The following is an 18,030-nucleotide window of genomic DNA, read 5'->3' on the forward strand; positions in this document are numbered from 1 at the left end:
CCTTGACACGACAGAATATTATAGAGTATAAATTAAATAATACAGTATATTATTCTCTATAAATTAGTGAAAGGAAAATAATATTTATGGAAAATGCACTCGATCATTATGATAAAGCAATTATTTACGCATTACAGGAAGACGCTTCGATTTCTAATCTCGAGCTGTCAAAAGCGATCGGTTTGTCGCCTTCCGCGTGTTTGGCAAGAACGAAGAGCTTGCGGGAACAAGGTGTAATTCAACAATTTACAATGTTTGTCGATGAAAAAAAGCTGGGTATGGAAACGATTGCTTTTGCCATGGTCAACCTATCTCCATTGACACGCGAGACCGCAAATTCCTTCGTAGAAAAGATTAATCATATTCCCAACGTTTTGGAGTGCTATACGATTACCGGAGAGAGGGATTATCTTCTAAAAATCGTGGCGCAGGATATGGTTGTATATCGGGATTTTGTGATTGATACGTTAATGGCAATCCCCGGCGTAAACCGAGTGGAAACCAGTATGGTTATGCAAACTGAAAAGCGCACACTATCGATACCTTTAGGCAATTAACTAAAATTATAGTAAAAATGAATAAGGTAATTAGTTAGTAGAGAAAAAGATAAGAAGAGAAAAAGAGAAAAAGTTGTTTCATAAAAAACTATAGAACTTAAAAGTAATTAAATTGTTATATAACGGTCGTGAAAAAGTGGATTGGAGAAGAAGAACGATGCAGGAAAAAATAAAAGCGCTAAAGGCGGCATTTCCCCATACTATTCCTGTTTTAACAGGATATATGTTTCTTGGAATAGCTTTCGGCATACTCTTAAACAGTAAGGGCTATTCTTTTATCTGGGCAATCTTTATGAGTATTATAATCTTTGCCGGCTCCATGCAATATGTTGCTATTAATATTCTCACTGCGGCATTTGACCCGTTGAATGCCTTCATTATGACACTTATGGTTAATGCGCGGCATTTATTTTATGGATTGTCACTCTTAGACAAATTCAGTGAAGCAGGAAAGAAAAAGACGTACATGATGTTTGGGCTTGTCGATGAAACCTTTTCCCTTCTCTGTGCTGCAGAACCCCCTGAGGGAGTGGACAGAGGTTGGTTTATGTTTTTTATTACCTTACTTAACCATTTTTATTGGATTACAGCCTGTGCAATTGGCGGCATTCTTGGTTCGCTTGTTTCTTTTAATACAAAGGGTATAGACTTTGTCATGACCGCTTTGTTTGTAGTCATCTTTCTTAATCAGTGGAAATCCCAAGAAAAGCATGCTCCTGCCTTAATCGGTATTGCGGCATCTGTTCTTTGCCTGCTCGTGCTGGGGCCGTCTAACTTCATCATCCCGGCAATGGCTTTGATTATCCTATCTTTGACCGGATACCGAAAATCCTTCGAGAAGGGGGTAGAGAAATGCTGCTTACCGTCCAGCAATCAATCATCCTGATTTTGATCATCGCTTTCGGGACCTTTTTGACAAGGTCACTGCCGTTTTTTCTTTTTCCAGCGAACCGTGAAACTCCTCAGTATATTCTTTACCTAGGAGAGGTCCTGCCCTATGCGGCCATCGGGATGCTCATTGTCTATTGCTTAAAAAATGTATCCCTTCTTTCAGCGCCGCACGGTCTTCCTGAAGGAATTGCTATCATTTGCATTGTTTTGCTTCACCAATGGAAAAATAATGTTTTATTAAGCATTGGCGGAGGAACCCTAATTTATATGATTTTAGTGCAGTTTGTATTTGCATAAGTGCCTCCCGCTAAGATATAATAAGTAAAAACTGGCAACTTTGGGAGGTAACATGTTCGAGTTATTTAGGCCTACCTTTCAAGCAAAATCTTTAGACAGCATATCTGTTGATCAATTAGTTCAGCAAGGAATTCGCGGATTGATCATTGATTTAGATAATACGATGACGCCTTGGAATGACTTAGAGGTTGGACCAAAGGTCACTGAGTGGTTTGAAAAAGTTCATGCTGCCGGGATTAAGGCATGTGTTGTTTCGAATAATAAGAGGAAGCAGCGGGTTGCCGTTGTCGCTGATCGCTTGGGAATTCCCTTTGTCTTTCGAGCGACGAAGCCGCGCCGGCGTGCTTTTCGAGCGGGAATGCAAATTATCGGTACCGAAAAAGAGGACACAGTTGTGATTGGAGATCAACTGTTTACAGATATTCTCGGGGGAAACCGCTTGGGTCTCTCAACGATTCTCGTGGTGCCCATAAGTGATCGGGAATTTATTGGAACACGGCTTATGCGCAGGGCTGAGCGGGTTCTTATCTGGCTGATGAAACGTTTTACAGCAGCTAAACCGCATAGTCCGAAAGCGCGATAGCATGAACGGAATGGGAGGCCATTCCGTTTTGTATAATTAAAAAGAGAGAGGTTAGTTATGGAAAAGCATTTTGCAGTGATCGGTAATCCAATCGCCCATTCTCTATCGCCGGCGATGCATCGGGGGGGCTATCAGGCTTTTGGTATTGAAGCGGATTATCTGCGTTTAAAGGTTGAGCCGAATGATCTCCTTCAAGCTATTCAAGGATTGAAGGCTCTTGGCTTTTCAGGCTGGAATGTGACAATCCCTTATAAGGAACAGATTATTCCCTTTCTCGATGAACTTACACCTGAGGCTTTAGAGGCAGGAGCCGTTAATACTGTGAAAGTCGAAGCGGGACGATTAATCGGCCATAATACGGATGGAAATGGTTTTGTCCGTTCCCTTCAAGAAATAAGTACATTAGAAAAAGGCATGCAGGTTGTTATCCTAGGTGCAGGAGGTGCTGCCAAAGGGATTGCCATGGCATTAATACCGTACAATGTTAAAATAGTCATTTTAAATCGCACAAATGAACGTGCCAAACGGCTTGCAGACTGGGTTAACCAGCATGACGGAGAAGCGGCAACCGCACCGTGGGAGGCTGGAAATTGGCTTAATTCTGCTGATGTGGTAATACAAACAACGTCCGTAGGGTTAAAGCAAGAGCAGTACCCCTTTTCCTTAAAAGGAATTTCGACTCAGGCCGTAGTTATTGATATTATTTTTAATCCCTGGGAGACCCCTTTTTTGAGGGAAGCAAGGGAGCTTGGCTGTCGTACTCTCAATGGAGCAGGAATGCTTCTTTATCAAGGAGCATTGGCTTGGGAATTTTGGCTTGGAGGACAAGCGCCTATAGAGGCGATGAAAAAAGGGCTTCTTGAGGCTATCGGCAAAAATTGAAGGGGGTTAAAAGATGCCGCGACCATCGAGTTTAGGCTATACTTTGCTCGAATTGCTATTAGTTCTTGCTCTTCTTTCTGGAACAGGCTTTGTCTTACTGGCTAAACTGGGTGTTCAGCAAAAGGAGCGGAATTTATCCATAGCGGCGACTCAGCTTACTCAGGAATTGCGCGATGCTCGGCAGGCTGCCCTTTCAGAGCGTACCTGGTATGAAGTTAAATTCTTTTATAGTGCACGTTTTTACCGTGTAACGTGCGCAGGAAAAACAGTAAGGGATATTTATCTGCCTAAAGGAGTTACCTTTTACAATGACCCTAATGATTTTAGTTTTTCGGCTTCAGGTACGCCGAATATAGGCGGGACAGTTGCTTTAAACGCAGGAAAGTTGCGTAAAAATATAATCTTAATGCCTGTAACAGCTCGAATTCGGGAAGAAACAGTACAGTAACATTTTTAAGTGCGTTTATTAAAATTATAACGAGTTAACGGAGGAAATATGGATGTTGCGTTATTTGACTGCAGGAGAGTCCCATGGACCTAAACTGACGGGAATTGTGGAGGGTTTACCGGCTGGATTAACGATTTCAAAACCAGAGATAGACCAAGCCCTTCAGGAGAGACAAAAAGGCCCTGGCCGAGGCGGGAGAATGAAAATCGAGCAAGACCAAGTGCTTATTACCGCAGGAGTACGAGGCGAATTAACAACAGGTGCACCTGTAGCCTTAGAGGTTATCAATCGGGATTGGGCGAATTGGGAAAAAGTCATGACCCCTGAAAAAGAAGTCGATTGGGAAAGCAAAAAGGTTATCGCTCCACGTCCGGGACATGCAGACTTAACGGGTTCACTAAAATATCATACGGAAATTCGAAATGTCTTAGAGAGGGCCAGTGCGCGTGAAACAGCAATGAGAGTAGCCGTTGGCAATATTGCTCGCCAATTGCTGAAAAATCTGGGAATCCAAATTCGGGGACATGTTGTTGCCGTAGGGGCGGTTAAGCCCCAATGGGGAAATACAGATCAAGAATGGGAGCGTGTGGCGGTTTCCGAATGGAAAGTTGGAGATCAGGAAGGGGAAAAGCGGTTATTCGAGCAGCTTGAAGAAGCTAAGCGTTCCGGTGAGTCACTGGGTGGAATCTTAGAAATTCAAGTTTTAAATTTACCGGCTGGACTCGGTTCATATGTTCAATGGGATCGAAAATTAGACGGAAAATTAGCTCAGGCTGTTTTATCGGTTCAGGCAATGAAGGGCGTTGCCTTTGGATTAGGCTTTGAGGCAGCTCAGCGTTTCGGATCCGAAGTTCACGATCCGATTGCGTATAATGCCGGGGAAGGATATCGACGAATCAGCAACAATGCCGGGGGAATTGAAGGCGGAATGACGAACGGAGAACCCGTCGTTCTTCAGGCTGCCATGAAACCTATCCCGACCCTTTATCATCCCTTACAAACGATTAACATGGAAACGAAAGAGGAAGTTAAAGCGAGCATCGAACGGAGTGATGTTTGTGCTGTACCGGCAGCACTGGTTGTTCTGGAAAATGTGGTCGCTTGGGAGATCGCTCAAGCTGTTTTGGAGAAATTCCCTGGAGATACGATGCAGGAGTTAAAAAGAGTTGTTGATGATTACCGAGAATATCTGAAGTCACAATAAACATTGAAACTGTAGGAGTGGGTTAAACTAGGTGAAAATTCTAAATATCGTCTTAATTGGATTTATGAGTACGGGAAAAACTTCGGTCGGTAAGAGATTAGCCCAACAGTTGAATTGGGATTTTGTGGATACTGATTTGGAAATAGAAAAAATCAATGGTATGAGCGTCTCTGAAATATTCCGTAAACATGGCGAAACTTATTTTCGTTCGGAGGAGGAAGCACTTATCAAGAGCCTTCTTGAGCGTAAACATTGTGTGATTGCAACAGGGGGAGGAGCGGTCCTGAACCCCGAGAACTGGAAGGTGCTTACGCAAATGGGTTATGTGATTGCCTTATATGCCCCAATAGATACTATTCTCGAACGGGTTGGAAAGAGTAATGACCGTCCTTTATTTAAATCAAAGCGTGATGAAGATGAACGGCTCTTAATAGCTCGGCAGCCGATCTATAATAAAGCGGAGCTTATTATCAATACAACGGAAATGGACGTCGATCAGGTTGTTGAAGAAATTATTTGTAATATCGGGGGGAGGATTGAGGGTGAATCAGCAGATTGAGGTTAGTGCAACGCATCCTTATTCGATATTTTTAGGAGCGTCACTGGAAGATTTAGGGGAATTTCTGGAACAAAAGATTGGAAGCAGTCACCACCTGCTGGTTATTACCCATCCAACAGTTGGTGAATATTATTTACAACGTTTGCTTAAGGGCCTTTTGGCTTTTCAATATGACATATTATACGTTCCTGCGGGTGAAGAGGGAAAGTCTCTTGAACAGCTAAGTGCTTTGACTTCTGAAGCAGTGGCATGCGGGGCGGATCGACACAGTGTTGTACTTGCTCTTGGCGGCGGAGTGATTGGGGATCTAGCGGGATTTTTTGCCAGTATTTATATGCGGGGGATTCCTTTTGTCCAAATCCCGACAACATTGCTAGCCCAAGTCGACAGCAGTATTGGCGGTAAAACAGCTGTCAATCACCCGGCTGGGAAGAACCTCATCGGCTCTTTTTATCCTCCCCTTGCGGTCTGGACTGATTTTTCTACGCTGCAAACGCTTCCCTGGGAAGAGATTCAAAATGGGCTGGCAGAAACAATTAAACACGCAGTATTAGGAGATGCAGAGCTTTTTTTATTTTTAGAAGACCACCGGCAGGAAATTCTTGATCGTGTACCCGAGATTTACAGGGAGTTAACCACTCGTTCACTTCAAGTGAAGGTAAAGGTGGTTAGTGAGGACGAGAAAGAAAAAGGCCAGCGGATGCTTTTAAATCTTGGGCATAGTTTTGGCCATGCTTTAGAGACAGAGGCAGTCTATCGCGGGATTACGCATGGTCAAGGGGTAAGCATCGGTCTGATTGCCGCAGCATATCTTGCCAAAGCAAGAGGTCTCATAAACGCTGGTGAAGTTCAGCGGATATTCTCGCTGACCAAAGGGTTGGGACTGCCTGTGAGTGTCCAGGGTAAAGACCCCAATACGTTGCTTCATTTAATGGAAGCGGATAAAAAAAATAAAAATGGACAAAAAATCTTAATTTTACCGGATAGTATAGGTCATGCCTTAGTTGTACGCGATGCGCAAGATGAAGAGATTCTTAAAGCATGGGAGAAAGTTATTACAGAATGATTTAATAATTTCGCGAATAATTAAAGCCAGTACATTTAAATTACTTATTGGATGATAATTAGGGAATTCTATTTTGAATTATTTAAGGCTTTCAAGTAGGGCTTGCAAACAGATATTCTGTAAAGTGGTCCCTATGTCAAGGACGTTTTGAAAAAGAGGCATTATAATTTAAAAAGTATCATGTATCCTCTAAACAATGAGGAGATATGACAACTAAAGCACTGAATGTTATATCCTCACCGGATTGGCATTCAGTGCTTTAACTTTCATCTTATATCTGTTTAGCATATGTATCAGTTTATGGAGTCCCAATTGGGGAATAAGGGCCTACGATGTAGACACATACTATGTTGGTAATCAATACGAACAAAGTGGTGATCAATATGTGGACGGACATGATTATCAAATGTGGATTTCTTACTCCATATAGTCCAGAGACCCCAAGAGGATCTGCACAAATACAATCTGTAAAATTACTTAACACAAGCGATAGTTCTGTATCAGGTTTATATCAAAGCAATTCTGCCAATGGAACATATCGTTCTTTCTACTTAAATCTAGATTGCAATTATCTTATATAGTGCATAGTTATGATTGGCTTACCGCTAGTTCCAGAACTTATAGGATAGAAGCTAATACTTAATATGAAAATTATGAATTTGGGATGAATGGAACAGATTCTTATATACGCCATATTTCTAATTCCATGTTAAGAATCTGCCAAATATGAAAAACCGGAATATGAAAAGAAATATAAAAAATCATATTGCGTCCTATAACTTAGGTTAAGTAAAGAGGCTTACTTTGCCAATAAATCCATTTGATATTCGCCACTATATATAGTACTATTGTGTTAAGAGGTGAGTTGGTTGAGCAAATTGCAAAAGCTCTTCGAAAAAATCAAAAATAACCCCAAGCAAGTACGGTTTGAGGAGCTTGATAAAATACTAATTCACTATGGCTTTACTAAAAGACAACCAACGGGCGGCTCCAGTCATTACATATACATGAAGGATGATAAGATTATATCCGTACCATTTCATCAACCACACATTAAGGCTGTATATGTCGAGCGAGTCATTGATCTTCTGGAAGGAGTGATTAACGATGAACAAAACGCTTGATTATTACATGAAATTACCCTACAACTATTCCATCTATCCATCTGAAGAAGGCGGATACGTCATTGAGATTCCGGATCTCCCTGGTTGCATTACCCAGGGAGAGACAGCAGAAGAAGCTTTGATCATGATAGAAGACGCTAAGAAATGTTGGGTAGAGGCTGCCCTAGAGGTCGGACGGCAAATTCCTGAACCCATTAGCGATGATTACTCTGGAAAATTCAATGTCAGGATTCCTAAGAGCCTCCACAGATCCTTATCAGAGCAAGCCAAAAAAGAAAATATAAGTCTCAATCAACTGATTCTATATCACTTATCAAGAAGCATGGGACTAAAAGGATAATATAATAATAAGACAATATAAAATTGAACGGGGAAAATTAAACCCGTTCAATTTTTTTTGCACTCAAAAAAGAGTGTCAGCATCATATTTAATACCCTAGAAATTCCAATAAAGCTTGCTATAAGCGATTTTCGTGAATTTATTTTTGGCCAAAATATCAAAATATCAAAGTCGTATATCCTATAGCCAAGGTTACATTAAACAAAGCCCCCTGGTTCTAAATTAGGGGTTTTGATTATAAACGGAGGTATTGTCAGATGATACGGATAATCAAGATGCAAAAATAGTTGGTACAGTAGACGATAGCAATTCCGAAGTTATGTTTTCGAGCGAGATACTGTTCGCGTTTTATGATATCCGTGGTAATTTCGTTACTTTTCCAGGTAGGGAATTTGCGGTTTAGGGAACTTATATGCCGACTTATCTTCAATGGTAATTCTTCGATTTTTAACCAACCACATAATTCTGAAATTGTCTTTCTCGCGTCGCTTTCTCGATACGCCGGCTGGAAAGAATTTTATCGGCTAAGCATACACGATAAGTTTCGTCATCATTACCGGATAATAACTGGATTGTCCACCTCCAGAATATTGGGCTATGTGAAAACACAGCCAAGAGAAACCGCCTGAAATCATGAGATTTCAAGCGATTTCTCCGTATATTTAAGCGAAAAATGTATAATTGAGATAAGAAAAAACGACTTAAGGCAGGTACTTATCATGTCCAAATCCGGAAAGAAAGTACATAATAAAGTTGTTTTTGAAGAGTACGACCAAAATCAGTTAAGCCTGCCGATTGACATGGGATGCCTAATACCTCCTAATCATATCATCGAGTAGCGATTTCGACAGGATGAGCTAAATAACCTTAAACCATGTTATTAAATGTTTAAACATAAATTATTATTAAAGAACATGGGAAATTGTGTCGATGAGGAAGGAATATGCAAAGGAGCAAATAGAATAGTAAATTATTAGAAAAAACCATAACTAAGAAGCTGGTATAATGTCGAATGTAGTTTTAATAAAACGGATTGACAAGGAACGATTGGAGGGCGAAGGGTGGATCACTCTGAATCAAATATTAAAGATTCGAATAAGTGCAGAGATAAGATAGATTCTCCAATAGAGGTAACAGGGTTCACACTGCTGGAGGTATTGCTGACCTTTTTAGTTTTAGGACTCGTTTTAGCACAAATTGCACCTAAATATAATACTTCGGTTCAATTTTCAAGGGATCAGGCGCAACAGGCAAATTACCTGAAGATTGAAGGAGCGGTTGAACTTTATCGGCTCGATACAGGAACGCTTCCTACGCGATTGGAGGATCTTTTGACTGCTCCTCCAGGTCTGTCAAGCTGGCGAGGCCCTTATCTGGATAAAATGCCGACTCTACCGAATGGACAACCTTATACCCTGGATGTCCAGGGAAAAGTAGGGATCTAAGGATGAAAAACGCGGGCTTTGTCTTAGTTGATGTACTTATTGCCCTATTCCTATGGGCAACAGGATTTTTTGCTTTGTATGGATTAACCGAAGGGGCAATTCAAAATTCTCGGGAAGCCTTAGTGATGACCGAAGCAGCCAACCTGGCGCAGAATTTACTGGAACAGCTTTCCGCTCGCCCATGGACGCAAAATTTTACCGAGGGTAAATGCCTACCCGGTTCTGAAGTTAAAGGCAGTGAACAGGGCCTTCAATGGAGTGTGAAATCCGAATGGGAATTGGAAAATGTTCTTTTAAAGGTAACAACTCAAGTGACATGGCTGAAAAAGGGATATCCTTCGACTTATACTCTAACCACGCTGTATTGCGTACAGTAAATGAAGCTGGGTATACCCTTGCGGAAGTTCTAACAGCACTTGTTATCATTGGAATTATCCTATCATTTGCTCTTCCTTTATATACAGATCAATGGCGTATTGCACGCGAAGTTACAGATCGAATGGAAGCCCATTTTGCCGTCCTCAATGCCGGGAGGACCGTTAGTGATGCGATCCGCCAGGCCAAAACGGTGGAATGGGATAATTCAGGGACTCTTCGTATTCTTCCTGTGAACCAGGGGATACGTCAGGACTATTATTATATTGCGGATAAAGATTATGACGGAATAAAAGATCTTTATATAGAACATTACGGAGTACCTAATCCTATTTCAAGTCGGATAATCGCTTGGAATTGTGCGAAGGGGGAAGCAGGGTTGTGGACGATAACACTGCGGGCGCAAGTCGGTCGCCAAACTGTGAACTGGACGGGGACGAGTCGCATTCGCAATTTAAAACTTTAGAAAAGGGGTTCGCAAGTGTACTTATCCTTATCCTTTTTGCGACATTCTCGGCATTTGGGCTGGAAGCGTACCTGAAAGCTCAAACAGAAAATCGGATGGCCAAAAGAGAAGCAATCAGCCGCCAAGCCCTCTATACGGCAGAGGGAGGGATAGAATGGGTGAAAGCTGAGCTTCTCACAGATCCTCTCTTTGCCGGAGGAAGACACAGAATCGGGGAGGGAGAGGCGGAGATTAATGTTACGTTAGGGGAAGGAGGGTATTGGGTAACTTCTGATGCTCAATATGGTTTGGCCCATCGGAAGCTTAAAGTCTTCTTGCAGCTTGATCAAGGTCGTTGGGTTATGTCACAGTACCAAGAACTCTATCAGTAGTTACACGAAAATGATGGATTTCAAAAATTGGTTTAATCAAAAGAAGCATAAACCCTGGAAGAGGATTAAGTCAGGAATCGATTTCGATATGAGTAAAGAGGCCTCATCGAAAAAACAGCTTAATGTCAAAGAATGGATTGGACACTATTCTTATGAGGACAACTTTGGAGAGTACCTATTGGATCAAGGGAAAATTGACTCGGGTCAACTTTTTAAGGCCGTAGAAAGACAAAAACAAACCGGAGAATGTCTTGAGGATTGTTTAGTGTCTGAAGGCATCCTGCAGCGGGAAGAGCTAAAAATAATGTTAAGCTCCTTTTTAGGTGTGAATTGGATAAGAATGACCGAAGTCGAAATTGACCAAGGTATAGCATGTTTAATCCCGGAGGAAATGGCTTATCGCTATAGTCTTATACCGTTTAAGCTTCAAGCAGGAAGATTGCAGGTTGCCATGGTAGATCCCCTCAATTTCCAGGTGCTTGATAATATCCGCGTGTTAACAGGATATGATGTTGAACCTTTTTTAGCAGAGCGAGGCGAGATTAGGGCTGCTCTCCGTAAATATGTAACAGTCGAGAATTCTTTGGCGAAGTTATCGCAAAGCCACCGGGAAGAGTTAAAATATAGCAAATTTGACAATGAACAATTCAATTCCTTTGAAAATCCAGATGAAGATGCACCGACTGTTCGTCTTGTCGATTCATTGCTCGTTGAGGCGGTATTACTGGGGGCAAGCGATGTGCACTGGGAGCCGCGAGCAGATCAATTTGTGGTTCGCTATCGAATTGACGGACAGCTTGAAACTTATCAGAAATTTCCGCTGGAGGTTTCCCGAAACTTGATTTCGCGTTTAAAAGTAATGTCCCAGATGGATATTGCTGAAAAACGCTTGCCGCAAGATGGAAGAACTGAATTACTCGCAGCTGGCAAACGAATTGATCTTAGACTTAATTCACTCCCTACCGTTTACGGGGAAAAAGTTGCAGTGCGGATCCTTAACCCGGATACAGCTCAGAGAACTTTACGTCAATTAGGAATGCGAACGGGAATTGAAAATGGAATGAGGCTTCTACTTAAGCAGCCTCATGGTATAATTTTGGTAGTTGGACCGACAGGCAGCGGAAAAACAACAACTCTCTATGCTCTTCTCCAGGAATTATCTTCAGAAAGGCTAAATATTGTATCGATTGAGGATCCTGTAGAATACCAGCTGCCAGGTGTAGTCCATGTTCCTGTTAATAATAAAATTGGGCTGACCTTTGCGAAGGGGTTGCGAGCTATTCTAAGGCAAGATCCCGATGTAATCATGATTGGTGAAATACGGGATGAAGAAACTGCACGAATTGCAATCACTGCAGCGCTGACCGGACATTTAGTTTTGTCAACTTTACATACAAACACAGCAGCTGAAGCCTTGCCTCGTCTTATGGACATGGGCATTGAGCCTTATTTATTAGCAGGTGCAATCCGGGGAGTGCTTTCTCAACGTTTAGTCCGTCGGGTATGCGAATCGTGCAAAGAAACTCGGGTATTAACTCGGCTTGAGCAAGAATCATTGGAACTCGAAGAAAAGCTGGGACAAATAACTGTGGCAAGTGGGTGTCCTTGCTGCAGAGAAAGCGGCTATTCGGGCAGAATTGGGCTTCATGAATTATTGCTTTTCGATCCAACAATCAAAGATTTAGTTCTGGCGCGGCAGAGTGCTCTTGCTATTGAGCGGGCTGCTTTAAGTGCGGGAATGACATCCCTGATACATGACGGACTATATAAAGTTAGACAAGGACTGACGACCTTGGAAGAAGTCTTTATTCATAAGGAGTGTAGCTAATCATGATTAGTATTGAACCTATTCTTCAACTTGCGGCAGAACGTAAAGCATCGGATATTCATTTAGCGGTTGAAAGCCCGCCTATTCTGAGAATCAATGGCGTGTTGACACGTATTGGTGAAGATAAGCTTAGCGGCCAGGATCTTGAACAGCTTGCCCATTCCTTAATGAATGAACATCAGGCAAAGCGTTTTGAGGAACAGGGAGAGCTTGATTTTTCCTATAGTTTACCCGGTGTCGGGCGTTTTCGGGTGAACACCTTTCGGCAGCGTGGATCGGTAGCTATTGTTATCCGTATCATACCGTTTCGGATTCCCACGCCGGAAAGTTTAGGATTACCGCCTGTCTGTGTAGAATTAGCAAAACTCGAGAAAGGGCTGGTATTAGTCACCGGGCCGACTGGGAGCGGCAAATCGACGACATTAGCTTCAATGATCGACTATATAAATCAGACCCGTTCAAAGCATATTGTAACCATTGAAGATCCGATTGAGTATCTTCATAAGCATCGGTTAAGCCTTGTGAATCAACGCGAGATTGGAAATGATACTCTTTCCTTCGCTAATGCGCTTCGGGCGGTTTTACGGCAGGATCCGGATGTTATTTTAGTTGGGGAAATGCGCGATCTAGAGACGATCAGTACAGCTGTAACTGCAGCTGAAACGGGTCATCTCGTTTTTAGTACCCTCCATACGAATGATGCTACACAGGCGATTGATCGAATGATTGATGTTTTCCCTCCTTTTCAACAACAACAAATTCGTGTCCAGTTAGCTTCTGTACTCCAAGGCGTTTTAGCGCAGCAACTTTTGCCAAGGCAGGATAATCAAGGCCGAGTGGCTGTGTTTGAAGTTCTTATGGTGACTCAGGGGGCTCGCAATTTAATTCGCGAAGGCAAAACACACCAGCTTCCAACTGTAATTCAAACCGGCGGCAAGATGGGTATGCAGTCGATGGAAAAAGGAATTCAGGATCTAGCCCGCCAGGGAATTATTTCCGCGGCGCTAGCACAAGAAAAGTTACAGGCTCTTGGACGTTAAAAGATAAAAAAGCCTTAGGAGATTGGGAATGGAGATTCGCGAATTCTTCTGGAAAGCAGCAAACGCTGAAGGCCAAATAATTCGGGGAACATGGCAGGGAACGGGTTTGCCCGAAATCAGACAACGTTTATTTCTAGAAGGGTATTACCCAATTTTGATACGTTCTTCACACAGAATCACGGGGGGATTTTCTCGAGTTCTGTTTGCCCGGCGCCACCATAATTTCTTGAAATATTGGGCAAAGCTGAGCAGGCGTCTGGGAATGCTTCTTGAAGCGGGAGTTCCTATTATCTCCGCTCTTGAACTTATGGATAAACAAGAGCGGCCTAAAGCAACCAACGGACAGCAAACCGATTGGGACGAGGTTAAGGGGCATCTTGAAGCAGGTTTGGATCTTTCGGAAGCTTTAAATTCCGTTATTCCTCCCCCTTCACCTACTTTAAGAGCATTGATTCGGGCAGGAGAACAAGCCGGAAAATTGCCGATGATTTTTTCTCAACTTGCAAGTGATCTTGAGACAGAGTACCAGTTTCGGCGAAAAGTTCAAGGAGTCCTGGCCTATCCGAGCTTTCTTTTTCTTCTATCCTTAGGTGTCATATTTGCTCTCAGTATTTTCGTTTTGCCTGTTTATGAACAGGTTTTTAGCAATTTTGATAATTCTTTGCCGATTGCGACTCAGGTCATCTTTACGATTGCGCGTGGGGTTCCGACAGCCCTTAGTCTTTTGGCGCTAGGCATTATAGCGGGCTCGCTTGGCCTGCGGCTGAAATACTCGAAGGTTTGGAAGGATAAACTCTATGAATACCTGGAACGAGTTCCTTTGTTAAATGTAATTTACAAACAAAGTGATCAAGTCCAGTTTTTTCGGATCCTTGGAATACTTTTAGACGCTGGCCTTCCGCTTGTTGAGGCCCTCAATCTTGCTCAGGATACGGTTTATTTACCCTCAATGAAACGAAAGATTCAAGACTTAACTTATGCGACACGTGAAGGAAGGCATCTTTCTGCCGTTTTACGGGCGGATTCTTTTTTCCCATCGGATGTTTCAGTTTTGTGGGCTATTGGAGAGGAATCCGGTGAACTAAGCACGATTCTTCAACATTTGGCTCAGATGATGCGTCAGGAATTAGAAGAAAAAATGGAACGATTAAATCAAGTTTTAGGTCCGGTATTAGTGATTGGGATTGCGGCAATCATTGGAGCAGTGGCTTTAGGAGTAATGATGCCTATTTTTGAAATAGGAACAAAAATCCAATAATATTTTGGGGGATTGAAAATGATTTACTCAAATTTAAAGATTGCTTCAGTCTCAGTTCAAATAAAAAAGGACGCTGGATTTACCTTAGTTGAAGTTTTAATGGTTGTTGTCATTCTTTCCGTTTTAGCCGCGATAACAATACCTAAGCTGAGTTCGAGTTCAGATACAGCACGCCGAAATGCAGATATTGCGACTGCCCATCAGGTAAAATCTGCTTTAGACCGTTACCAAGCGGAAAATGGAGTTTATCCGCTCGCGCAAACAGAACTTTCAGCTGCCAGCGGTAAAGTAACCAGCACAAATAGCTTTATCCCTAAATATATTAGTAAGCTGGATACAACAACGACTCAGCAGAGAACCGCTGGGGGTCAAAAAGGATTTGCAGTCACAAGGCTGGATAGTAACGGACTAATCCCTGCGTCAACGACGGCAACGAATTTAATCATGATCTATTTAACGGATGATGGATCAGGTGCCGAAGTACAAGCTTATGATTCGGCATTGACTAAAGTTATCTGGTCATCAGGCAATTGAATATATACGAGGTAATTAATGTGGAAGAAATTATTTTAAGCTTGTTTTGGGGAGTATACGGAATTATTATCGGCAGTTTTCTCAATGTTGTTGTCTATCGAGTACCCAGGGGAGAGTCCATTGTTCGGCCCCGTTCACACTGTACTCTATGTAACCATACCTTAAAAGCTTGGGAAGTGATCCCTATTTTTAGTTTCTTTATACTACGCGGACGGTGTCACCAGTGCGGAGCAAAAATATCCTGGCGGTATCCTGGAGTTGAATTTTTAACAGGACTCCTCTTTTATTTATGGTCCTGGTATCATCCCGAGGAATCTCTAGCTGTGCTATGGACTCATTTTATAATTATCGCCATTCTTTTAGCTTTGGCACTTATTGATTATGATACCTTTCGGTTACCGGATGTGCTAACCTTTCCCCTTCTCTTGCTCGGAATAGGAACTGCTTTTGTGCTGCCGATGGGAATAACAGGCTGGGAAAGCCTTGCCTCTGCAGTTGGTGCGGGGAGCCTTTTCGCATTGATTGCTAAACTATATCCTCAAGGAATGGGGTTGGGCGATGTTAAGTTGATTGCGGGGATAGGTTCTTTTCTTGGTTTTCCCAATATACTTCTTGCCCTTTTTATCGCGAGTTTAGTGGGATCAATCGTGGGGATTCTTTGGATAATGATTCATCAGAAGGAATTTAAAGCCCAAATTCCTTTTGGTCCCTTTTTAGTTCTAGGGGCCTATGTCGCTTTGTTTATGGGAGATGAGTTAATCCGAGTTTATTTCACTCTATTCTAGAAACAGGATGAAAAGGAGCGGAGATTATGTCTCGAATGCATCTTTGTCTGGAGCTTAGCGAACGAGAACTTCATATCCTTACGTTTTTTCCAGAAACAAGTCAGGACGGATTTGCAAAATTGAATCAAGTCAAGTTTGACTCACGGCCTATTTCAGGTGGTTGGCTTAAACAAGGGCAGGTTTCAACTCAAGTGCTAACCCAAATTATAGAAGAAGTTTGCGATACGCTGAAGATCCCTAAGCAGACGCCTACGCTGTTGGCTATTCCCTTAGTCAATGGTTCGATTCGGGATTATCGGCTTCCTTGGATTTCTCCGCAGCATCGAAGGTCAGCGATTCATTATCTTGCCCGCGAAGAAACGCCTATACCTCAGAATAATCAAGTTATGGGGTATGCGATAACTGAAGAAGATAAAAAGTTAAAACGAATGACAGTTCGCTTAGGTGTAACCCATCGTTCTATTTTAGAGAGCCTTCTTCATGTCTTGAAAATTGCCGATTTAAAAATGATCTCGGTTGAGTTTACAGCAGTTGCGATCGGCAACGCATTAAATCTACAGGAGCAGGAACGTTATTTATATTTAAGAGAAAGAGACGAAGGTATAACAGTCGTTCTATATAAAGGCATTCTTCCGGAAATCACGCGATTTTTTCCAATCCTTCCTGAAAGTAATCCTGAAGAAAGTGTAAAGGAAATAGCGCGGCTTTTCGGTTTGTATAATAAAAACGCAGAAGAGCAAGTCCGTTGTATTTTTATAAGCGGGCGAAGAAGTGAGAAACTAAGCCGAAGGTTATGTACATTAGGTCTTCCGGGGCTGGATCAAAGAGCAAAAATCGTGCCGATTGAACGCGTTTTTCAATCGTCGAGTTGGCGGGAAAGTCTTCACCGAGAGATTTCACCGTGTTTACCTTGTCTTGGATTAGCGCTCAAATGCGGAGCTAAGATAAATTCCCAAAGTGTTAATCTGCTTGCCGAATATCTCGATCGGGAACGCGAAAACCATCGAAAGCAGCTTTTAGCGGCTCTGCTATTGAGCGTTACGGCAAGCTGTCTTGGGCTTTGGTTTTACGGAAAAAATCAAGAGACAGTGTTAACTGCGGAAATCAATAACCTTAGAACAAATGTTGAAGAACGTCAAACTAAGGATCAGAATATAACGCGTTTATATAAGTCATGGAACAACCTAAAAGGGGATCAGGCTGGATTTTCAACACCTTTGATTGCTTTGCAAAGTTTAAGCGGCGGAGGAGTAAGCTTCGAACAATTGGAATATCGCGAGGGAATGCTGACTCTGCAAGGAACGGTGGAACGCGCTGATCAACTGCAAAACCTATTACAAGCATTGCAAGCTCAATCCTGGGGACAAGTTCGCTTTCGTCAATATCAGCAAGAGAAACCTCTGCAAATCAAGTTTTCGGTGACCGCTCTGCGTGGTGGCTAATTGTTAATCGATTGAGGTGAGTCAATGTCCGGAATACCAATGGACAATCTAAAATACCTGAGTTTAATTGCAGCGGCTTTTTTGTCGATAGGTTCGGCTGTTTGGTCTGTCCAGGGAAAAATTCATCAATTAAACGGTGAAAAACAGTATTGGCAAGTGCAAGCAGAACAAATACCCTCGGAGGCAATGAAAATTAATTTGCCGGGGTTGCTTGATCTTCCTACGCTTATTGAAGAATGCCAAGATGAATTTAAGGAACAAGCGGTTCAGGTTGTTTATGCCAACCTTGATCGAATAGGAGAAGAAAATAATAAGTCAACAGGACAATCGTCTGGGTTAAATTATGCGCTTTTCCATTTTAAACTTAAAGGAAGCTGGAGCGGGATTGAAGCGGCCCTAAACCAAATTGAAAATAGTACGAATAAGTCAATTCAGCTTCAGGAGGTTCGGTTAAACTCCGAAAGCGGCGATGTGGCTCTGAAAATTTATTTTTATGAACCTGACAAACCTCTCTGACCATAATATGGAAGGAAAG

22 protein-coding genes are annotated in these 18,030 nt (G+C 42.3%); all 22 read left to right on the forward strand.

Annotation, left to right across the window (positions count from 1 at the left end):
* Positions 1-86: 86 nt before the first annotated feature.
* On the forward strand, positions 87-557 hold the full coding sequence (locus ACHOLT_RS09705) for an Lrp/AsnC family transcriptional regulator (RefSeq protein WP_425807624.1): 471 nt from the start codon (positions 87-89) through the stop codon (positions 555-557).
* A gap of 157 nt (positions 558-714) precedes the next feature.
* Positions 715-1,443 carry an AzlC family ABC transporter permease gene (locus tag ACHOLT_RS09710; RefSeq protein WP_425807625.1) on the forward strand — a complete coding sequence of 243 codons (729 nt, stop codon included), beginning with the start codon at positions 715-717 and terminating at the stop codon, positions 1,441-1,443.
* Positions 1,410-1,745: a branched-chain amino acid transporter permease gene (locus tag ACHOLT_RS09715; protein WP_425807627.1), complete on the forward strand. Its 336-nt coding sequence runs from the start codon at positions 1,410-1,412 to the stop codon at positions 1,743-1,745. Before ACHOLT_RS09710 ends, ACHOLT_RS09715 begins: the two co-directional genes overlap by 34 nt.
* A gap of 52 nt (positions 1,746-1,797) precedes the next feature.
* Positions 1,798-2,328: a YqeG family HAD IIIA-type phosphatase gene (locus ACHOLT_RS09720; RefSeq protein WP_425807629.1), complete on the forward strand. Its 531-nt coding sequence runs from the start codon at positions 1,798-1,800 to the stop codon at positions 2,326-2,328.
* A gap of 57 nt (positions 2,329-2,385) precedes the next feature.
* Positions 2,386-3,210, forward strand: coding sequence for a shikimate dehydrogenase (gene aroE, locus ACHOLT_RS09725; RefSeq protein WP_425807631.1), 825 nt, complete (start codon positions 2,386-2,388; stop codon positions 3,208-3,210).
* 13 nt (positions 3,211-3,223) lie between these two features.
* A complete protein-coding gene (locus ACHOLT_RS09730; RefSeq protein WP_425807632.1) occupies positions 3,224-3,658 on the forward strand; it encodes a prepilin-type cleavage/methylation domain-containing protein in 435 nt (144 codons plus the stop codon).
* A gap of 55 nt (positions 3,659-3,713) precedes the next feature.
* A complete protein-coding gene (gene aroC / locus ACHOLT_RS09735; protein ID WP_425807979.1) occupies positions 3,714-4,862 on the forward strand; it encodes a chorismate synthase in 1,149 nt (382 codons plus the stop codon).
* A gap of 31 nt (positions 4,863-4,893) precedes the next feature.
* Positions 4,894-5,421: a shikimate kinase gene (locus ACHOLT_RS09740; protein WP_425807633.1), complete on the forward strand. Its 528-nt coding sequence runs from the start codon at positions 4,894-4,896 to the stop codon at positions 5,419-5,421.
* Positions 5,399-6,487 (forward strand): 3-dehydroquinate synthase, encoded by a 1,089-nt coding sequence (gene aroB, locus ACHOLT_RS09745; protein WP_425807634.1) that lies wholly within the window; start codon positions 5,399-5,401, stop codon positions 6,485-6,487. The genes ACHOLT_RS09740 and aroB overlap by 23 nt, the downstream gene beginning before the upstream one ends.
* An 860-nt stretch (positions 6,488-7,347) precedes the next feature.
* The gene (locus tag ACHOLT_RS09750; RefSeq protein ID WP_425807636.1) at positions 7,348-7,611 is read left to right on the forward strand and encodes a type II toxin-antitoxin system HicA family toxin; all 264 of its coding nucleotides are present in this window, start codon (positions 7,348-7,350) and stop codon (positions 7,609-7,611) included.
* Positions 7,595-7,951: a type II toxin-antitoxin system HicB family antitoxin gene (locus tag ACHOLT_RS09755; RefSeq protein ID WP_425807638.1), complete on the forward strand. Its 357-nt coding sequence runs from the start codon at positions 7,595-7,597 to the stop codon at positions 7,949-7,951. Before ACHOLT_RS09750 ends, ACHOLT_RS09755 begins: the two co-directional genes overlap by 17 nt.
* Positions 7,952-9,012: 1,061 nt before the next feature.
* Positions 9,013-9,396, forward strand: coding sequence for a type II secretion system protein GspG (locus ACHOLT_RS09760; protein ID WP_425807640.1), 384 nt, complete (start codon positions 9,013-9,015; stop codon positions 9,394-9,396).
* Between the two features lie 2 nt (positions 9,397-9,398).
* Entirely contained in the window at positions 9,399-9,773 is a 375-nt protein-coding gene (locus tag ACHOLT_RS09765) for a type IV pilus modification PilV family protein (RefSeq protein WP_425807641.1), read from the forward strand.
* Positions 9,761-10,237 carry a type II secretion system protein gene (locus tag ACHOLT_RS09770; RefSeq protein WP_425807643.1) on the forward strand — a complete coding sequence of 159 codons (477 nt, stop codon included), beginning with the start codon at positions 9,761-9,763 and terminating at the stop codon, positions 10,235-10,237. Before ACHOLT_RS09765 ends, ACHOLT_RS09770 begins: the two co-directional genes overlap by 13 nt.
* 95 nt (positions 10,238-10,332) lie before the next feature.
* Positions 10,333-10,608, forward strand: coding sequence for a hypothetical protein (locus ACHOLT_RS09775; protein ID WP_425807644.1), 276 nt, complete (start codon positions 10,333-10,335; stop codon positions 10,606-10,608).
* A gap of 10 nt (positions 10,609-10,618) precedes the next feature.
* On the forward strand, positions 10,619-12,436 hold the full coding sequence (locus ACHOLT_RS09780) for a GspE/PulE family protein (RefSeq protein WP_425807645.1): 1,818 nt from the start codon (positions 10,619-10,621) through the stop codon (positions 12,434-12,436).
* A gap of 2 nt (positions 12,437-12,438) precedes the next feature.
* The gene (locus ACHOLT_RS09785) at positions 12,439-13,476 is read left to right on the forward strand and encodes a type IV pilus twitching motility protein PilT (protein WP_425807647.1); all 1,038 of its coding nucleotides are present in this window, start codon (positions 12,439-12,441) and stop codon (positions 13,474-13,476) included.
* Positions 13,477-13,504: 28 nt separating this feature from the next.
* The gene (locus ACHOLT_RS09790; protein WP_425807648.1) at positions 13,505-14,734 is read left to right on the forward strand and encodes a type II secretion system F family protein; all 1,230 of its coding nucleotides are present in this window, start codon (positions 13,505-13,507) and stop codon (positions 14,732-14,734) included.
* Between the two features lie 18 nt (positions 14,735-14,752).
* Positions 14,753-15,268, forward strand: a complete 516-nt coding sequence (locus tag ACHOLT_RS09795; RefSeq protein WP_425807650.1) for a type II secretion system protein — start codon at positions 14,753-14,755, stop codon at positions 15,266-15,268.
* Between the two features lie 20 nt (positions 15,269-15,288).
* Positions 15,289-16,053, forward strand: coding sequence for a prepilin peptidase (locus ACHOLT_RS09800; protein WP_425807652.1), 765 nt, complete (start codon positions 15,289-15,291; stop codon positions 16,051-16,053).
* Between the two features lie 26 nt (positions 16,054-16,079).
* Positions 16,080-17,495 (forward strand): hypothetical protein, encoded by a 1,416-nt coding sequence (locus tag ACHOLT_RS09805; protein WP_425807653.1) that lies wholly within the window; start codon positions 16,080-16,082, stop codon positions 17,493-17,495.
* 24 nt (positions 17,496-17,519) lie between these two features.
* Positions 17,520-18,011, forward strand: a complete 492-nt coding sequence (locus ACHOLT_RS09810; RefSeq protein ID WP_425807654.1) for a hypothetical protein — start codon at positions 17,520-17,522, stop codon at positions 18,009-18,011.
* The last annotated feature ends 19 nt before the right edge of the window (positions 18,012-18,030 follow it).

Origin of the sequence: Desulfitobacterium nosdiversum (assembly GCF_049860565.1) — a bacterium.
GTDB classification, from domain to species: Bacteria; Bacillota; Desulfitobacteriia; order Desulfitobacteriales; family Desulfitobacteriaceae; genus Desulfitobacterium_A; species Desulfitobacterium_A nosdiversum.